The organism is Methylocystis bryophila (assembly GCF_027925445.1).
GTDB lineage: Bacteria > Pseudomonadota > Alphaproteobacteria > Rhizobiales > Beijerinckiaceae > Methylocystis > Methylocystis bryophila.
Genome location: NZ_AP027149.1, coordinates 3669375 through 3685430, shown reverse-complemented (window position 1 = coordinate 3685430; position 16056 = coordinate 3669375). Strand labels below are relative to the sequence as shown.

Genomic DNA, 16056 nt, shown 5'->3' with positions numbered 1-16056 from the left:
GTGACCCGCTCGCACGGATTCGTTCGATCGATAAGGAGCTGAGTTAAATCAGATGATTAGAGAGAATACTCATCGCAAAACTCTGTCAACACTTGCGGAATTCGCTGTAGCCGGCGCGGAAGGCGCCCGGTGTTCCGCACGAGAGCGTCGGGCGTCCCCAACTCATCGAAACAATGCAGTTTCTGGCACGTGCGCGGACGCGAGGGGGACGTCGAAGACGCATTCGCAAACTCTGACCCGAAGCGACATCGCAGCCGCCATCAAGAAGCGCGTGCCGAAACTCTCGCGACGGGAGGCGACGAGATTACTCGATTGCGTCTTGCAAGAAATCGCCGAGGCGCTGCTGCAGGGCGAGGAATGCGTAAAACTGCACGAATTTGGGACCTTCTTCGCGCGCGAGAGAGCGGCGCGGCGCGGTCGCAACCCGCGCACGGGTGAGACGGCGGTGCTTCCCCGACGCAAGGCTTTGAACTTCAGGCCGTCGACCGCTTTGAAAGAAAGGATCAATGGCGTGTGATCGCTTCAGTGTCGCCTACTGTGGCAAAAATGTCACAGCTGTCGAAAAAACGCGTTCGGCAACGGCTCGCTATCGGATAAATACAATCCAGGCTTGAGATATTTACGCAAGTCACGTACGTACGGCCGATCGCCATGCTGACGGGCCAGCTGCGAGCGCCCCCCGGTCGAACCGGAGCGCTTATGCTGGAAAGGAACTCATAAGTATTACGTAACATGAATGCTTTTATTCTATAGGTATCTCGGCTCAATGAGCCATTATTATCATGAATCATCGTATTTCGCGCGCCGTCTGAGCTATGCTCCTTCGGCTAAATATGACGTGTTGTCACAAATATCGGTGTGGCGCCAAAGACACAGTCTAAAACTATCTTTAAGTCTGCTAAAATGCTCTGGTTGACTATCACAGCCCTCATAGGCAGGGTTCTGCTGTTGAAGCTGCGCTGGCGGAAGCCGGCCTAGTTCATCGAGCGTTTTCTGGCATAGTTTTTTCGCCAGCATGCGCTCTCGTGAAACTCAGGAGATCGAAACATGCGCCTATCTCGGTTTGCCGTCGCAGCGGCGGCAACTTTTGCGTTTGCCACGCCGGCTTTCGCCGGCCTTACGCTCGTCCCGGGCACAGCCTTTTCGTCCAGCGCGGGCGGCGGCAATAGCGGCTCGGACAATCAAGGGAACAGCTGGGTTTGGAGCACGACCAATGGCGTGAGCAATCCGGTGACGGTGCCTGCCGGCAGCCCCGCTTGGGGCGTTCCGGGGCTCGGCACCGGCGACGCGACCTACACCGCAGCCACTTCCGCCAATGCCTTCGCCGTCACTTTCCTCAACGTTCCTGCGCCGGTGATCGACCAGACGGCGTCGCCGTCCACGGGCGGATACAACGAGTATACGCGGTTCGAGTCTTACGACTCGCATGGCAATTCGGTCGCGTGGAGTGAAGTGTTCGTGGGGCCGAACACGGTGGAATTCTTTGCTCCGACGGGCGTTTCCCTGTCGTCGGGTCAGAATTTCTTTGTGAATGCCGTCTTCGACAGCCAGAACCTCGACGGCTCGAACACCGGCTTCACGGCGGCCTTCTACGACTTTTCCGCTCCGGCTCCGGTTCCCGGCGTTGGCCTCGCCGGTCTTGCCGCGCTGGCGCTTGCCGGCTTCTATGCGCGCGCCCGTCGCGCCTGAGATCTCTCGTCACGCGCGAGGCGCTGACGCATTGAACCGGCGCCCCCCCGGGGGCGGCGGTTTCCACTGCCCGCCCGAAGCGTGAAGATAGACTCGAGATTAGCAAATCATTGTTGTCATTGGATCCCCGGCTGTGGCAAAAATGTCACACCATGTATGAAAACCACTTCAACACGTTTCGCGAACCTTCTGCGCCATATTTCTTGATGATAGTGTTTAAGCTTGTCTGAGCCGCGCCAGCGATTAGCGCTCGCGCTTCTCACGGCAATAGGAGCACTAACCATGCGCATCTCTTGGCTTGCTATCGCCGCCGCCACTTTGGCGTTCGGCGGCTCGGCCCACGCCACCGAGTTTATCACCAATGGCGACTTCTCGCAGCTGACGGCTGGTCTTGGGCAGCTCGGCTACAACACGAACGCGACGGGCTGGAGCGTTCCCGACCCCAACACCGGCGGCAGCTACGCTTTTGTCTTCAACAATGGCGCCACCAGCGTCGTCGGCCAGTCTGGCCCCGTGTCCCTTTGGACGCAGTCCAATGGCGGGAGCAGCACTTGGAACGGGGCTTCCGTCTCCGGGCACAACTTCGTGGCCATGGACGGCGTTCTAAACGTCGGCGCGCTGACGCAGAATATCTCCGGTCTCACCGTCGGGAATCAATACACCCTGACATTCGACTACGCCTTCGGTCAGCAGTTCGGCTACACCGGCGACACCACGAACCAGTGGAACTTCAGTCTCGGCGGCTCCTCGGCCTCGACGCCCAATTACAGCGTTGCAAGTCAAGGCTTCTCGGGCTGGCAGACGGAAAGCTACACCTTCACCGCGACGTCGACGAGCGAGCTGCTTTCGTTCATCGCGCAAGGTGGCCCGAGCCCCGGTGAGCCGCCCTTCGCGCTGCTCACCGACGTCTCTTTGACGTCGTCTGCGCCCGGACCCGGTCCGGCGACCGGCCCCCTGGCGGTTCTCGGCCTCCTCGGGCTGGGCTACGCCCGCCTGCGTCGCGCTCGCGGCCAAGCGTAAGAAGAGCGCCGATTCGGGACGCTCGAAGCGGCGTTTACTCGAATTCAGATCAATGCCGCATTCAGGCGGAAACGCCTGAATGCAAAATATGCGGTCGATTTCAAAGGAAAGCGGAAACCGGTTTTTCGCACAGATCGCGCTCCCGATTTAAAGAATCGATCACGCTGGGTTCAGGCGATTCCGTCTGAACCCAGCGTCATCTAAAGCATGATATGGAAATGCGCGAAGCCGCATTCCGCTCAGGGCATGCTCGAAGTTTTTGATTTGGCGCTGAGTCCTACTCGATCGCGTGATTTTACGCGATCGGGACGCGCTCTATGAGCAGCCTTCACTTTTGCGCAGCGGCTGCGAAAACGGCATGCGCTATCCAGCCTGTTCCCGTCCTCCCAGCGGCGTCGCTGATCGCTCTTGCTGCGTCACGGCACGGACATCCGCGGCTTGGTCGTCGCGTCTCGCCAGCAGCGGATCGAAAAGCTGCGCGGGAAGGCTCTCCGCCATTTCCGCTTCAATCCCATATTCCGCGGGCCAATGCTTCGGCGAGTAGAAGGTGCCGAAAACCCGATCCATCACCGGCAACATCGACGCATAATTGTGGTCCTTATGGTCGAGCTTGGTGTGATGCCAATGATGAAAGAATGGGCTGGACAAGACCTCCTCGAAGGGGCCGAGCCGCACGCGAATATTGGCGTGGACGAAATAACTCCAGACGGAGCCGATAAAGAGAATCGCCGCAACGACAAGGCCGGGTTTCGATCCCGCCGCGTCGCCGAGGCCGGTCGCAAAGAGCAGGGTGAAACCGCAAACCCTCGTGAAGATGAGATCGACCGGATGCGCGCGCGTGTTGACGAGAAAGCCGACATGCCGGGCGCTGTGATGCACCGCATGGAATCGCCATAGGAAGGGGATCTCGTGACTCCAGCGATGGCCCCAATAGAAGCCGATCTCGCCCACGACCATCGCCGCGATCATGCGCAGCCACAGGGGCAGGTGGGCGCCAAAGCCGGTCAGAGCGGAGGGCAGCAGCGCATGCGTCGCCTTGACGATCAGCAGCATAGGCGGCGCCAGCACGAAGGCGATCGCAAGCGCGTTCAAAAAATACCAGCCGAGATCAACCGCGAAACCAGGATAGAAGAACTTCGTCCTGCGTTCGGCGCAAAAGACTTCGAACGGCGCAAAGATGATCGTGAGGACGACCAGCATCCAAACCGACTGAAACAGCGTGCGCACGAAAAGCAGAAGCTGGGGGTGGGCTGTGAGAAACTGGATCATTTGCGGGACTTGCTCCAGATCACATTGCGTTCAGGCGCCGTCGTCCGGACGCAGAAAACGTGACCGGTTTTGAAAAATCGGAGCGCGCTTCATGCGAAAAACCGGCGCCCCTTGTTTCGCAACGCGCTCCAAGCGATGGGGCCGGCCGGGCGCCAGCGCTTTCCGCGAAGTCCCAGCCCTTCGGACGAGAACAGGAGCAAGAGGCAAAATTTTGACGCGTCTCGTCCCGCAAAATCGATTTCGCGAGAAATCTCAGACTTTTGCAATCGGAAGCGCTCGTGCATACTGATTGAGCGCGCTCCATCTCAAAAGAATACTCTGGCCAAAGCCGCCTGGTCTGCGGCGTGTCCGCCGGCGTGAGCCTGCTGGCGTGGCGCCGGCCACCGCGTGATTGACTAACGCCGGTCTCTCCCCCTATATGCGCGGCGGCGGCGTCGCTCCGAAAGGGGCGGCGCCGGCCTCTTTACGCGCGCATTTTGCAGCGCGAAACGGAAAATTTCGCTGCGCATTCGGCGGGCTTCGCAATGAAGTCCTGGCGTTTCGCTGCGCGGGACACCGGCGGCCGGCGGAAGCTGCGTCGCGAGCGGAGAACAAAAGTGAAGAGAACCTACCAGCCCAGCAAGCTCGTCCGCAAGCGCCGCCACGGTTTCCGGGCGCGGATGAAGACAGTCGGCGGCCGTAGGGTCGTGGCCGCCCGCCGCGCCCGTGGCCGCAAGCGTCTCTCGGCGTAAGCATCCCGTCTCCTCCGCTTTTGCGGGGAGAAAATTAAGGTGAGAGGCCGGGCAAAGCGGCCGGACTGATCCGAAGCGCCTCTGGGCGCTTGAGCTCCCAGCCCTCTCACTCCTGCCTTCTTCCCGCAAGCGGGAGAGGGGGCGCAGGATCGAACGCGCCGCTGGGACTCGGACCGAGATGACGCAGGCCGTTCAGCCCAAGAAAAGCCCTCCCGCGCGACTGCGACGCCGCAGCGAGTTTTTGCGCGCCGCGGCGAGCGGCCTCTCGCGTTCCTCGCGGGCCTTCAAGCTGCAGATGGCCGCGCGCGAGGATGCGTCGGACGAGCCGCGATTCGGCGTCACTGTGACGAAGCGCGTCGCCAAAGCCGTCGGCCGCAACCGCATCCGCCGCCGGCTGAAGGAGGCTTTGCGCCTTTCGGGGGCCCTTGCGGCAGCGCAAGGCTACGACTACGTCCTTGTCGCCCGCCGCGAGGCGCTCACGGCGCCTTTCTCCGCTCTCGAGGCGCAGATGGCGCAAACCTTCCGCCGCCTCTCTTCCGACCGCACGAAACCCCTTCCGCACCAGGCCTCGAAGAAGCCATGACGCAACATAATAAGAACTGGCTTCTGGCCATTGCTCTGTCGATGATCTTCATCGGCCTCTACGACCATTTCTATCTCCAGCCGCAGGTGCAAAAGCAGCGCCAGATCGAAGCGCAGCAGGCGAAAGAGGCGAAGCTTCCGAAGCTCGGCGCCGCGACGAAGACGGCGCCTTCCGTCGCCGCGCCCGCCGGCGCTGGCGCGACGGCGGCGGTCAAGCCGCGCGAGGCGGCGCTCGCCGAGAGTCCGCGCATTGCGATCGACACGCGCTCGCTGAAGGGCTCGATCGCGCTCAAGGGCGCGCGCATCGACGATCTCTCGCTCAAGAATTATCGTCAGACGGTGGAGCCCAATAGCCCCATCATCGTGCTGCTTTCGCCCGAGAATACCGAGGAGCCCTATTTCGTGGATTCGGGCTTCTTCTCGCTGCAGGTCGCGAACGCGCCCGTCATTCCCGACACGGAGACGCTCTGGACCGCCGATCACGACAAGCTCACGGCGAGCCAGCCGGTCACGCTCGCCTTCGACAATGGCCACGGGCTGCGCTTCAAGCGCAAGATCTCGGTCGATGACGAATATATGTTCACGATCGAGGACAGCGTGGAGAATGCGGACGACAAGGCCGTCCAGCTCTTTCCCTATTCGCGCGTGACGCGCGTCGGCACGCCTAAGGGCTCGGGCTATGCCGCGCTGCATGAGGGTTTCATCGGCGTCATCGGCGATCAAGGCACGCAGGAGTGGAAATACGACAAAGTCGAGAAGGAAACCGACGCCGACAAGCGGACCTTCAGAGGAAAGGGCGGCTGGGCGGGCTTCACCGACAAATATTGGGGCGTTGTGACCGCTCCCGATCCCGACGCTTTGATCGACGTGCGCTATTCGGCGTCGACGCTCGCGCAAAAGGTCTATGACGCCCAGGTGGCCTCCGCCGAGCCCAAGACGATCGAGCCCGGCAAGACCCAAACGACGCAACTCCACGTTTTCGCTGGCGCGAAGGAGGTCGACGTTCTCGATTCATACGAGAAGAACGACAATCTCAAGGGCTTCGACCGCCTGATCGACTGGGGATGGTTCTACTTCATCACGCGGCCGATGTTCCGGCTGATCGACTTCCTCTACAGAATCCTCGGCAACTTCGGCCTCGCCATTCTCGCCGTGACGGTGGTCGTCAAGCTCGCCTTTCTGCCGATCGCCAATGCGAGCTACAAGTCGATGGCGAAGATCAAGTCCATCCAGCCCAAGATCGCGGCGTTGAAGGAGCAATACGGCGACGACAAGCAGAAATTCAACCAAGAGCAGATGGAGCTCTATAAGCGCGAGAAGATCAATCCGCTCGGCGGCTGCATCCCGCTCTTGTTGCAGATCCCGGTGTTCTTCTCGCTCTACAAGGTGCTCGTCGTCACGATCGAGATGCGCCAGGCGCCCTTCTTCGGCTGGATCAGGGATCTCTCGGCGCCCGACCCGACCAACATCTTCACGGCCTTCGGTCTCATTCATTGGGATCCGACCAAGGTTGCGCTCTTCGGCCCCTATCTCGTGCTCGGCATCTGGCCGATGCTGATGGGCGTGACGATGTGGCTGCAGATGAAGATGAACCCGGAGCCGACAGACGAGATCCAAAAGAGCATGTTCTCGTGGATGCCGGTGATCTTCACCTTCACCATGGGCAGCTTCGCTTCCGGCCTCGTCATCTACTGGACTTGGAACAATCTGTTGTCGGTCACTCAGCAATGGATCATCTACAAGCGCGCCGGCCAGAAGTTCGAGCTCTGGGACAATCTGCGCAAGACGTTCAGCAAGGCTTGAGGCGAGTGGGGACTAGGGAGTAGCGAGTAGAGAAGTCTATTCACTATTCGCTATTCGCTATTCGCCACTCGCTATTCCCATGACAGACGAACCCGACTTCACCGAACCCGGCCGCCTGCTCTTCGCGGGCTCCTGCGAGTTCATGTTCGGCGGCGCTAAGGCTGGCGATCTGCCGCCGGCCGATCTGCCCGAGATCGCCTTCGCCGGGCGCTCCAACGTCGGCAAGTCGTCGCTGCTTAACGCGCTGACCTTCCGCAAATCGCTCGCGCGCGTCTCGCGCACGCCGGGGCGCACGCAGCAGCTCAATTTCTTCGAGCTCGGCGCGCCGCCGCGGCTGCGCCTCGTCGACATGCCGGGCTATGGGTTCGCGGCGGTGGGCAAGGAAAAGCTGGCCTCCTGGCCGGTCCTCATCCGCGACTATCTGCGCGGCCGTGCGAAGCTTCTGCGCGTCTTCACGCTCGTCGACGCGCGGCGCGGCGTCGGCAAGCTCGATGAGGAGTTCTTCGAGCTTCTGGACAAGAGCGCGGTCTCCTATCAGCTCGTGCTGACGAAGCGCGACGAGATCAAGGTCTCAGAGCGCGAGCCGACGCTGGAGGCGGCGCGCAAGGCGCTGGAAAAACGCCCGGCGGCGCATCCCGAGATCGCCTTCACCTCGGCGGAGAAGAACGAAGGGCTCGAAGAACTGCGCGCGGGGATCGCGAGGCTGCTCGCGGGGCGGTGACGGCTGGCATTTCTATTTGAGGATCGTCGCGCGCGCGCCCAAGTGGGTAGACAGCCATTCGTTCCGATTTGGCGTGATTATTGCTTAACTTCTAAGCAGGAGTCGACAAGGCGGCGACGCGGATCGAAAGCCGACATGGCTGCCTAGACCGCGATGGCCCCCAAAACTTTATCCTCTCGACGACAGACTCCGACTAGCCCCCGACATCCGCGGATGATGACAAGCCCAGCTGACTCAAGGCTCGGCAAGTGATGTCCATGAGCGCCGGCTATCGGAGGAGCGGCAGCGTCAAACCCGCGCGGCGAACTCCGCTCTGTTTATCGCCCCCTATACCGATCGACCGTGATGTTTTCGAATTTTTCGAGGGCGGACGGAAACGTGAGAATTGAAAATGACCTCCATCGAATCCACCGCTTTTGGGCGTCTTGAAGCCGAGGGCCGACTCTTGAAGCCCGCTCATAAAGCGCCGACGAAGGCGCCTGGACGCTTCGGCTTTCGCGGCGAAATCGCCATCTCCCTCGATCCGGTCGCAAATCTGGAGGCCGTCTTCGCCGCCGCTGAAGGCGACGACGCGGCATTGTCGTTTCTGGCCGGATCGCTGACGAGCTACAAGCAGCTTCCAGCTCTCGTTGAAGCCATCGGCGCAAATCTGAAACCGGAGGGCAAATATTTTATTTATGTTGGCGACCTGGAGCGCGCTTCTCGCTACATGGTCAACTTCAACGGCGTGCCGATCTATGTGCTGCCGATCGACGATACGTCCGTGTATAATGAACTCATAGAGTTTCTTTACATAGATAAAACAAAAATGAAGAAATTCGATACCGCACAGAAGCTCGATACCATCGTGGATGCTGCGATAAAATACGACAAAGTCTATGAATCGATTAGTTACGAGGAAGGCTTGAATCGGCTTTAGAGCGCGTCCCGATCGCGTGGAATCACGCGATCGAAAAGGACTCGCTCCTGCTCCGATTTCGGTCAGGACGCGCGTGGAAAGGAAAAAGGGGCCAATACACCCAGCGAGGCATTCGCTGATATCCTTTACACCGCCGCGGAATGCCTTGCCGCGCCCCTGTCGAGATAGGCGTCGAAGGCCGTCGCCGCGAGGCGCACGAAATGACGTCCCGGCGGCGTCATCGTGAGGCGGCGGCCTTCAAGCGTGGCGAGGCCCTGGTCGAAGAAGGTTTGCAGCCGCGGTAATGCATCGTCGAACGCATCCTCGGCGAAGCCGTGGGCCGTCGCTTCCGCGCCATAGTCGACCTCGAACCGGCACATCAGCTTCTCGATCACGGCGCCGCGCGCAATGTCCTCGGGCGAGAAGGCGAGGCCGCGGTTCGTCGAGAAACGATCGGCCTCGATTGCGCGCCGCCAGCCCGCGAGGTCGGCGGCGTTGCCGATGTAACCCTGCGGCAGCTTGCCGATCGACGAGACGCCGAAGGGCAGCATCGCATCGGCGGGGTCGACCGTATAGCCCTGGAAATTGCGATGCAGCGTTCCCGCGCGCCAGCATTGCGTCAGCGTGTCTTGCGGTCGCGCGAAATGGTCGAGGCCGATGGCGACGAAGCCCGCGTCTTCCAGCGTCTCGCGCACCGCGTCGGCCTGGGCGAGCCGCTCCGCCGCGCCGGCGAGCGCGGCGGCGTCGATGAGCTTTTGATGCGTCTTGAACCAGGGCACATGCGCATAGCCGAACACGGCGAGACGCGAAGGATTGAGCCCGGCCGCGAGCGTCGCCGTTCGACGCACATCCTCGACGCTCTGATGCGGCAGGCCATACATCAGATCGATGTTGATCGCTTCGATCCCGGCGCCGCGAAGCCATTCGACCGATTGCGCGACAAGCTCATAGGGCTGCACGCGGCCCGAGGCTTCCTGCACATGCCGGTTGAGGTCTTGAACGCCGAGGCTTGCCCGGTTGACGCCGGAGCGCGCCAGCGCCTCGACGAACTCTTGGGTCAGCACGCGCGGATCGAGCTCGATCGAATGCTCGGTCTCGGATCCGATGGAGAAGTGACGCGCGATGGTCTCGGAGATCTCGTGGAAACGCGAAGCGCCGAGGATGCCGGGCGTGCCGCCGCCCCAATGAATGGAGACGACGCGCCGCGCTCTTGTTGCGCCCGCGACGAGCTCGATCTCGCGCAGAAGAGTCTCTTTATAGCTCGTGAGCGGCGCGTCCTGGCGCAGCGCCTTCGTGTGGCAGCCGCAGAAGGCGCAGATTTCGCGACAAAAGGGGACGTGGAAGTAAAGCGAGAGCGTCGCATTCGCGTCAAGCGCCGAGAGCCAGGCGCGGATCGTCTCGTCGCCGATCTCGCGCGAGAAGTGCGGGGAGGTGGGGTAGCTTGTGTAGCGGGGCGCGGAGCGCTCGGCGAGGGCGAGTGAGGCGGCGTTCATGGGGGACACGGGACCGGTCGTCTCTTGTTGGCTGGATCACGCTGCGTTGGGGCGGAACCGCCTGAACGCAGAAAACGCGATCGACTCTAAAACTTTAGAGCGCGATGCGAAAAACCGGGTTCCACTTTTTCGCATCGCGCTCTATGTCCTGATCCCCTTTATAGCCCTTTACGCGTCGCGGCGCGCGTTTCAGGGCAAAAAAACGTCCTGGTGTTCTTGGCGATCGCGTCGATGATTTTTGCTTAGGGTTCGAGAAAAGAATGCAGAAAACTCGGCCAAATATTTGCTCTTTCATGTCTGCTCGCGGGCCGGCGCCTGCTCGCCTCGGAAAGACGAGCGCGATTCCAAACAGTTAAGGAGCTCCAAAGCGTACAGACGCGCCGCGTGCTCGATCTGGAACAAAAGCGCGGCGATCGCGTTTATCTGATGGCTGGAGCTTGAAAGATCTTCCGGCGGAGTTCAGAGATTCAAACGGAGTGTACAATGTCATCGAGATTCCTCTCAGTGTTGGCAGGCGTCGCTCTTGCGGCCAGCGCAACCTCTGCTTTTGCCTTCGACGCGGTCCTGACCTCGGCGAGAGCGGTCCATGTCCATCCCTGGCATCGCTCGGCCGTGGTTGCGGTGCTTCCCCCCGGCGCGACCATCAATATCCTCGCCGAGCGTCACGGCTGGTCTGAAATCGCTGGCCCTAACGGCCTCGCGGGCTTCGTCCGCACGCCCTTGCTCGTAAGCACGGCTCCCGCCGCCTGGGGCCCGGCGGTTGGTTTGACGGCTCCGCTTGGAGTGGTCACGGCTCCCCTTGACCTGGTCGGCGGCCTCTTCGCGCCGGCGCCGGTCGCCCCCGCGCCGGTCGTCGCCTCTTACTGAGGCGCCGACATCTCTCGTCGGCTCATTCGCCGGCGAGAGGGGTCAACAGCAATTTCGAGGGTCCCGAGCCGGCAGCCGTCCGCTCGGGACTTTTTCGTATGACCTATCACTTGCCGGCAGATTGCGACGCCAGAGCGGGTGGCGCGATCCGCTTCTGCTCGTGTTAACCAAAGCGTGTGCGCTTAGAGTATGTCACGGAAAAGTGCGAAGCGGTTTTCCGGTCATGACATGCTCCAACTTTTTGACTTCGCGCGATTCCTTATCGCTCGAACGATTCCGTTCGAGCGGGAAACGCGCTAGAGCGCGATGCGAAAATGTGGAAGCTGGTTTTTCGCGGCAAACCGGTCGATTGGCAAAGGCTTGGGGCGGTTGTTCCGTGTGATCTCTGCTTTGCGTCGCGTGCGATCATCAGAAGAAACGGCTGTTGCCGCTCGAGCAAGAGTGCAGACACAATAAATCTTCAATTCTTACGTCCAAGCCGGAACGAAACCGGAGCCGTCGCGTTTATGCAGGGTCTGGAGCTTTGAACAGCCTCGGGCGGAGCCAAGAGATTAAAACGGAGTGAACTAATGTCGTCGAAATTCCTCTCTGTGCTGGCCGGCGTCGCGCTTGCGGCTAGCGCGACATCCGCTTTCGCATTCGAGGCGGTTCTGTCCTCCCCGAAGGCGCTGCACACCCATCCCTGGCATCGGTCGGGCGTGATCGAAGTCCTTCCCCCCGCCTCCGTGATCAACATCAGCGGCTGCCGCCACGGCTGGTGCGAGGCTACGGCCATCAACGGCGCTGTCGGCTTCGTCTATACGCCGGTGCTCGTCGGCGCGGTTCCTGCGCCCGGCTGGTGGTGGGGCTGGGGCCCGTGGAGCGCGCCGTTCGCTCCGCTCGCGGCTGTGGAAGCCATTCCGAATCCGCTCGGCCTGGTTGCCGGCCTCCTCGCGCCGGCTCCGGTCGTTCCCGCGCCGGTCGTCGCCTCTTACTGAGGTCTTCTGCGCTGCTCGTCGGCCTTGCGCCGGCGAGTAGGGTAGAGCAACGCGATAAGCTCCAAAGGCTCCCGAGGCTGCTGCGGCCGCTCCGGGGGCTTTGTTTTTCCCAGCGCGCTTTATGTTTTATTTCGGAGGGCGCGAGCGTTCCTGCTACCGGCGGCGACTTGGCTGCGCGTCGAGATGAACGCCGCTTCGCATGCGATTTTCTGAGCTATCCATCTGTTTGTGCGTGATCGCGCGGCGCCGGGCGATTGGCTTCCTCCAACGCGCGCGCCAGCGCAGCGAAGCCCGTGATCTCCACCTCCTCGGCGCGGCGCGTTGGATCGATGCCCGCGGCGTCAAGCAGCGTGAGCGGCTCCACGCCCAGAGCCTTTAGACTTTGCCGCAGCATTTTCCTGCGCTGGCCGAAGGCGGCTTGGGTCACGCGCGAAAACAGCCGCGCGTCGCAGGGAAGCGGCGTGGGATTGGGAACGAGCTCCACGACGGAAGAGGTGACTTTCGGCGGCGGCGTGAAGGCCGCAGGCGCGACGTCGAAGAGAATGCGCGCGCGCGTCCGCCATCCGCAAAGCGCCGCCAGTCTTCCATAATCCGCGCGCTCCTTCGGCGTCGCGACGATGCGCTCCGCGACCTCGCGTTGGAACATCAGCACATAGCGATCGAAGATCGAGGGCCAGGGCTCGACTGCGAGCCAGCGCGTCAAGAGAGCCGTCGCGACATTGTAAGGGAGATTGGCGCAGATGCGCGCGGGACCGCCGGAGCCCCTTTCGCGCACAAGGGCTGCGGGATCGAGAGCGAGCGCGTCACCTTCGACGATGTCGAGGCGATCCGGATAATGCGCGGCGATCTCGGCGAGCGCGGGGAGGCAGCGTGCGTCGCGCTCGATCGCGATCACTTTCGCTGCGCCCTCGCTCAGCAACGCGCGCGTGAGGCCGCCCGGGCCGGGACCGATCTCGACGATCGTGGCGCTTTCCAGCGGTCCCGCCGCGCGGGCGATGCGCCCGGTGAGATTGAGGTCGAAGAGAAAATTTTGGCCAAGCGCCTTGCGCGCGTCGAGCCCATGACGCGCGACGATCTCGCGCAGCGGCGGGAGGCCGTCGTTCATGCCTGCAAACGGCCAGCGAGGCGGATCGCCTCGATGAGGCTCGTCGCATCGGCGACGCCGCGACCGGCAATGTCGAAGGCTGTTCCGTGATCCGGCGAGGTGCGGATGAAGGGCAGGCCCAGCGTGACATTGACGCCGCGATCGAAGGCGAGCGTCTTGATCGGGATCAGCGCCTGGTCATGCGTCGGGCAAAGCGCCACATCATAGCGCTCGCGCGCCCGCGCATGAAACAGCGTGTCGGCGGGGAAGGGGCCTTGCGCGTCGATCCCTTCCGCTTGCAGCTCGGCGATCCCCGGCGCGAGCACATCGATCTCCTCGCGGCCCATCGCGCCGCCCTCGCCCGCGTGCGGATTGAGCCCCGCAAAGGCGAGGCGCGGGCGGGCGATTCCGAAGCGGCGCGCGTAATCCTTCGCCACGATGCGGCCGGTCTCGACGATGAGCTCGCGTGTGAGCAGTCGCGGCGCCTCTCTCAGCGCGACATGGATCGTGATCGGCACGACCGCGAGCTCCTCGGCGTAGAGCATCATGACGGGGCGCGCTTCGACGTCGAAAAAGCGCTTAGCGAGCGCGCCGAGAAACTCCGTGTGTCCGGGATGAGCGAAGCCAGCCGCGTAGAGCGCGGCCTTGGCGATGGGCGCCGTGACGATCCCTCGCGCCTCGCCCTTCGCGACGCATTCGACGGCCGCTTCGATCGAGCGGATCGTCAGCGCCGCGTCGGCGGCATCGCTCTCGCCGGGCTCGCCCTTCACGGAAATCCCGAGCGGCACGACGGGAAATGCGCTTTCAAACGCCTCATTCGCTTCCCGTGGCGTCGTCTCCTCCACCGCGACGTCGAGCGCGAGCGCTTGAGCGACGCGGCGATAGAGCTCCGGATCTCCGAGCGCGAAGAAGGGCGGCAAGGCTTGCGCCTTGCGCGCCGCAAAGCTTTTCAGCGCGATCTCGGGACCGATGCCGGAGGGGTCGCCCTGCGTGAGGGCAAGAGGAAGCGGGATCATCGCGAGATTATAGCAAGTCTCGGCGGCGCGGGCAGGGCGGCGGATGGCGCGGTCATATGAGCCGCTTTCGACGTCCCCCAGGCCGACCATTTTGCGTTTGCGGTTTTTCGGGCGCTCAAAGAGGCGCCACGGTTTGCGATGCGGCCTGGGTCCTGTCGCTGATAATCAATTCCGACGCATTGTGGAGGGTGAGCGAGCCTACGATGATCACCCAAAAGCGGCCGGCGAAGATCCAATTCCACACGCCATCGAGGGGAATCGCGCAAAAGTAGAATATCGTCACGCGCTGTAACGTCTCGTCCCCTGACCAGACGCCTTTCAGCGCCGACGAGGCGAGCAGCGCCAATGACACGATAGCAGCAATAATCCCATAGAACGCGAAATAGAGTCCCATCAGTGATGATAACGTCAGGCTGGATGTCACGTAAACATTTCCAAATCGGATCCCCTCGAGCCGCCATTTCCAAACGAGCGCGACAAACCTCGGATAGGCGAAGGCTGCAATGGGGAGCAGGAGGACGACCATTAGAGCTGACAGCGTCACACAACGGCCTGCCGCATCGGCGGCGCTCCCCATCCGCGAGTCCTCTAAATCTAGCTCCCACCTGCTCATGTCTTCGTTATAGGCCGAGTAGCACAGCCAAATCGACACGCCGAAGAAACACAACAAGACCCTGGACCACAGCCAGAGAGGCAACAGAAAGAACCCTCGCCTCAACAAGGCCGAGCCTTCGCCCACGAATTGGAAGCTGCGCGAACCGAGATGCGTGTGCTTCAGTTTGTATCGGTCGAGCGCGACTTGCGTCGACGGCCAAAACAAGCCGAGCGATGCGGCGCTCGCGGCTCCCCACGCGCAAGCGAGCAGGAAATACGCAATGACGGACCCGCCGGCCCGAAAACGGTGACCGCGCCAGAGAGTGTGGTTTAAGCGGTACCGCCAACTGGCAAAGTGCAGCGCGCGCCAATAGGCGAGGCTCAATATGGCCACCAGCAGATACATATATGCTTCCATGTCGCCTGTTAGGATCGACCCAAATCGATAGGCTGAGAAAAAAATCGCTGCCAGTGGCGCAAGGCCGAGGCCGAGTCGCAGCGCAAGCGGCCATGCATCGCCGTCATAGGAGAGTGAATCTCCAAGAATTTTGGTGTTGGACCACAAATGACGGCGCAGGCTGGAGATAAGCCCGAAGCGGCCAGCGCCCAAAGAAACCATACTGACTGCCGCTTGTAAGGCCGTGACTCCGGCAAAATCAAAATCTGCATCCGAAACGGCGATCCCCTTGAGCCCGGTTGAATCGAGACTTTCCTCAGCGACGCTTTCCGACACGAAAATCTCCTTATCAAGGGCAACGAGTATTCAGCGCGATCTCCGGACCGATGCCGGAGGGGTCGCCCTGCGTGAGCGCGAGAGGAAGCGGGATCATCTGTCGATTATAGGCGTCCAAGATTGCGAAGAGCAGAGCCCTTATTTCATCGCGTGCATCGCGAGGGCGAATGCGATCCAGACAAATCCGACGGACGACACGGCGAAGCTGAGGGCCGTGTAGACCCGCCACAAGGGTTTGCTCCAGAAATTCGGGTCGAAGGACGCGATGGTGAAAACCGTCGGATTGGAGAAGCCGCCGATCGCCACGCACCAGCAAGCGATGACGGGCAGCTCCACCCCGGAACCGTAAAATCCGACGCCGAACAGCGCCATCAGCGCATAGTCCACATGCGCCCTGATCATGGTCTTATAGTCGATGACGAAGCGATCGACGGCTTTGATCGGAAACCATTTGGCGAGTGTCATCAGCCAAGCCGTGGTGATGAGAGCAATAATGCAGGCGGCCGAGCCGATAAGCAGGATTTTCATTCAGGACTTTCCTCATACGTCACATTTGCGGCGCCCTCTTCAGGCGAGCGC

At 61.7% G+C, this 16056-nt stretch carries 16 protein-coding genes; 10 read left to right on the top strand and 6 right to left on the bottom strand.

What is annotated here, in order from left to right:
- The first annotated feature begins 52 nt into the window (after window positions 1-52).
- From QMG80_RS16990 to QMG80_RS16980, 3 genes are all read left to right on the top strand, one after another.
- On the top strand, window positions 53-517 hold the full coding sequence (locus QMG80_RS16990) for an HU family DNA-binding protein (RefSeq protein WP_085770260.1): 465 nt from the start codon (window positions 53-55) through the stop codon (window positions 515-517).
- A 530-nt stretch (window positions 518-1047) separates the two neighbouring features.
- Window positions 1048-1689 (top strand): hypothetical protein, encoded by a 642-nt coding sequence (locus QMG80_RS16985; protein WP_085770259.1) that lies wholly within the window; start codon window positions 1048-1050, stop codon window positions 1687-1689.
- 282 nt (window positions 1690-1971) lie between these two features.
- Window positions 1972-2709 (top strand): carbohydrate binding domain-containing protein, encoded by a 738-nt coding sequence (locus QMG80_RS16980; protein ID WP_085770258.1) that lies wholly within the window; start codon window positions 1972-1974, stop codon window positions 2707-2709.
- A 363-nt stretch (window positions 2710-3072) separates the two neighbouring features.
- Here the strand turns inward: QMG80_RS16980 and QMG80_RS16975 are convergent, their stop codons facing one another.
- A complete protein-coding gene (locus tag QMG80_RS16975; RefSeq protein ID WP_085770257.1) occupies window positions 3073-3978 on the bottom strand; it encodes a sterol desaturase family protein in 906 nt (301 codons plus the stop codon).
- A 596-nt stretch (window positions 3979-4574) separates the two neighbouring features.
- On the opposite strand from QMG80_RS16975, the gene rpmH reads away from it, so the two are divergent.
- The 5 genes from rpmH to QMG80_RS16950 all read left to right on the top strand — a co-directional run bounded on the left by rpmH (window position 4575) and on the right by QMG80_RS16950 (window position 8734).
- Window positions 4575-4709 carry a 50S ribosomal protein L34 gene (gene rpmH / locus QMG80_RS16970; RefSeq protein WP_085773455.1) on the top strand — a complete coding sequence of 45 codons (135 nt, stop codon included), beginning with the start codon at window positions 4575-4577 and terminating at the stop codon, window positions 4707-4709.
- A gap of 178 nt (window positions 4710-4887) precedes the next feature.
- Window positions 4888-5292, top strand: a complete 405-nt coding sequence (rnpA, locus tag QMG80_RS16965) for a ribonuclease P protein component (RefSeq protein ID WP_085770255.1) — start codon at window positions 4888-4890, stop codon at window positions 5290-5292.
- Entirely contained in the window at window positions 5289-7094 is a 1806-nt protein-coding gene (gene yidC, locus QMG80_RS16960; RefSeq protein WP_085770254.1) for a membrane protein insertase YidC, read from the top strand. Before rnpA ends, yidC begins: the two co-directional genes overlap by 4 nt.
- A 79-nt stretch (window positions 7095-7173) precedes the next feature.
- On the top strand, window positions 7174-7815 hold the full coding sequence (yihA, locus tag QMG80_RS16955; RefSeq protein ID WP_085770253.1) for a ribosome biogenesis GTP-binding protein YihA/YsxC: 642 nt from the start codon (window positions 7174-7176) through the stop codon (window positions 7813-7815).
- Window positions 7816-8206: 391 nt separating this feature from the next.
- Window positions 8207-8734, top strand: coding sequence for a hypothetical protein (locus tag QMG80_RS16950; protein ID WP_085770252.1), 528 nt, complete (start codon window positions 8207-8209; stop codon window positions 8732-8734).
- A 125-nt stretch (window positions 8735-8859) separates the two neighbouring features.
- Here the strand turns inward: QMG80_RS16950 and hemN are convergent, their stop codons facing one another.
- Window positions 8860-10206, bottom strand: a complete 1347-nt coding sequence (hemN, locus tag QMG80_RS16945; RefSeq protein ID WP_085770251.1) for an oxygen-independent coproporphyrinogen III oxidase — start codon at window positions 10204-10206, stop codon at window positions 8860-8862.
- Window positions 10207-10689: 483 nt separating this feature from the next.
- Here hemN and QMG80_RS16940 point away from each other — a divergent pair, with 483 nt between their 5' ends.
- Window positions 10690-11073 (top strand): SH3 domain-containing protein, encoded by a 384-nt coding sequence (locus QMG80_RS16940; protein WP_158658566.1) that lies wholly within the window; start codon window positions 10690-10692, stop codon window positions 11071-11073.
- Window positions 11074-11642: 569 nt separating this feature from the next.
- Entirely contained in the window at window positions 11643-12050 is a 408-nt protein-coding gene (locus tag QMG80_RS16935) for a hypothetical protein (RefSeq protein ID WP_085770249.1), read from the top strand.
- Between the two features lie 214 nt (window positions 12051-12264).
- Here the strand turns inward: QMG80_RS16935 and rsmA are convergent, their stop codons facing one another.
- The 4 genes from rsmA to QMG80_RS16915 form a co-directional block, all read right to left on the bottom strand.
- Window positions 12265-13155, bottom strand: coding sequence for a 16S rRNA (adenine(1518)-N(6)/adenine(1519)-N(6))-dimethyltransferase RsmA (rsmA, locus tag QMG80_RS16930; RefSeq protein ID WP_085770248.1), 891 nt, complete (start codon window positions 13153-13155; stop codon window positions 12265-12267).
- Window positions 13152-14150 carry a 4-hydroxythreonine-4-phosphate dehydrogenase PdxA gene (gene pdxA, locus QMG80_RS16925; protein WP_085773454.1) on the bottom strand — a complete coding sequence of 333 codons (999 nt, stop codon included), beginning with the start codon at window positions 14148-14150 and terminating at the stop codon, window positions 13152-13154. The genes rsmA and pdxA overlap by 4 nt, the downstream gene beginning before the upstream one ends.
- 115 nt (window positions 14151-14265) lie before the next feature.
- The gene (locus tag QMG80_RS16920; protein WP_085770247.1) at window positions 14266-15477 is read right to left on the bottom strand and encodes a DUF898 family protein; all 1212 of its coding nucleotides are present in this window, start codon (window positions 15475-15477) and stop codon (window positions 14266-14268) included.
- A gap of 138 nt (window positions 15478-15615) precedes the next feature.
- Window positions 15616-16005 (bottom strand): hypothetical protein, encoded by a 390-nt coding sequence (locus tag QMG80_RS16915; protein WP_085770246.1) that lies wholly within the window; start codon window positions 16003-16005, stop codon window positions 15616-15618.
- Between the last annotated feature and the right edge of the window lie 51 nt (window positions 16006-16056).

Coding starts and splice junctions, on each gene's coding strand:
- QMG80_RS16990 (WP_085770260.1), top strand. CDS start 53: ATGATTAGAGAGAATACTCATCGCAAAACTCTGTCAACACTTGCGGAA.
- QMG80_RS16985 (WP_085770259.1), top strand. CDS start 1,048: ATGCGCCTATCTCGGTTTGCCGTCGCAGCGGCGGCAACTTTTGCGTTT.
- QMG80_RS16980 (WP_085770258.1), top strand. CDS start 1,972: ATGCGCATCTCTTGGCTTGCTATCGCCGCCGCCACTTTGGCGTTCGGC.
- QMG80_RS16975 (WP_085770257.1), bottom strand. CDS start 3,978: ATGATCCAGTTTCTCACAGCCCACCCCCAGCTTCTGCTTTTCGTGCGC.
- rnpA (WP_085770255.1), top strand. CDS start 4,888: ATGACGCAGGCCGTTCAGCCCAAGAAAAGCCCTCCCGCGCGACTGCGA.
- yidC (WP_085770254.1), top strand. CDS start 5,289: ATGACGCAACATAATAAGAACTGGCTTCTGGCCATTGCTCTGTCGATG.
- yihA (WP_085770253.1), top strand. CDS start 7,174: ATGACAGACGAACCCGACTTCACCGAACCCGGCCGCCTGCTCTTCGCG.
- QMG80_RS16950 (WP_085770252.1), top strand. CDS start 8,207: ATGACCTCCATCGAATCCACCGCTTTTGGGCGTCTTGAAGCCGAGGGC.
- hemN (WP_085770251.1), bottom strand. CDS start 10,206: ATGAACGCCGCCTCACTCGCCCTCGCCGAGCGCTCCGCGCCCCGCTAC.
- QMG80_RS16940 (WP_158658566.1), top strand. CDS start 10,690: ATGTCATCGAGATTCCTCTCAGTGTTGGCAGGCGTCGCTCTTGCGGCC.
- QMG80_RS16935 (WP_085770249.1), top strand. CDS start 11,643: ATGTCGTCGAAATTCCTCTCTGTGCTGGCCGGCGTCGCGCTTGCGGCT.
- rsmA (WP_085770248.1), bottom strand. CDS start 13,155: ATGAACGACGGCCTCCCGCCGCTGCGCGAGATCGTCGCGCGTCATGGG.
- pdxA (WP_085773454.1), bottom strand. CDS start 14,150: ATGATCCCGCTTCCTCTTGCCCTCACGCAGGGCGACCCCTCCGGCATC.
- QMG80_RS16915 (WP_085770246.1), bottom strand. CDS start 16,005: ATGAAAATCCTGCTTATCGGCTCGGCCGCCTGCATTATTGCTCTCATC.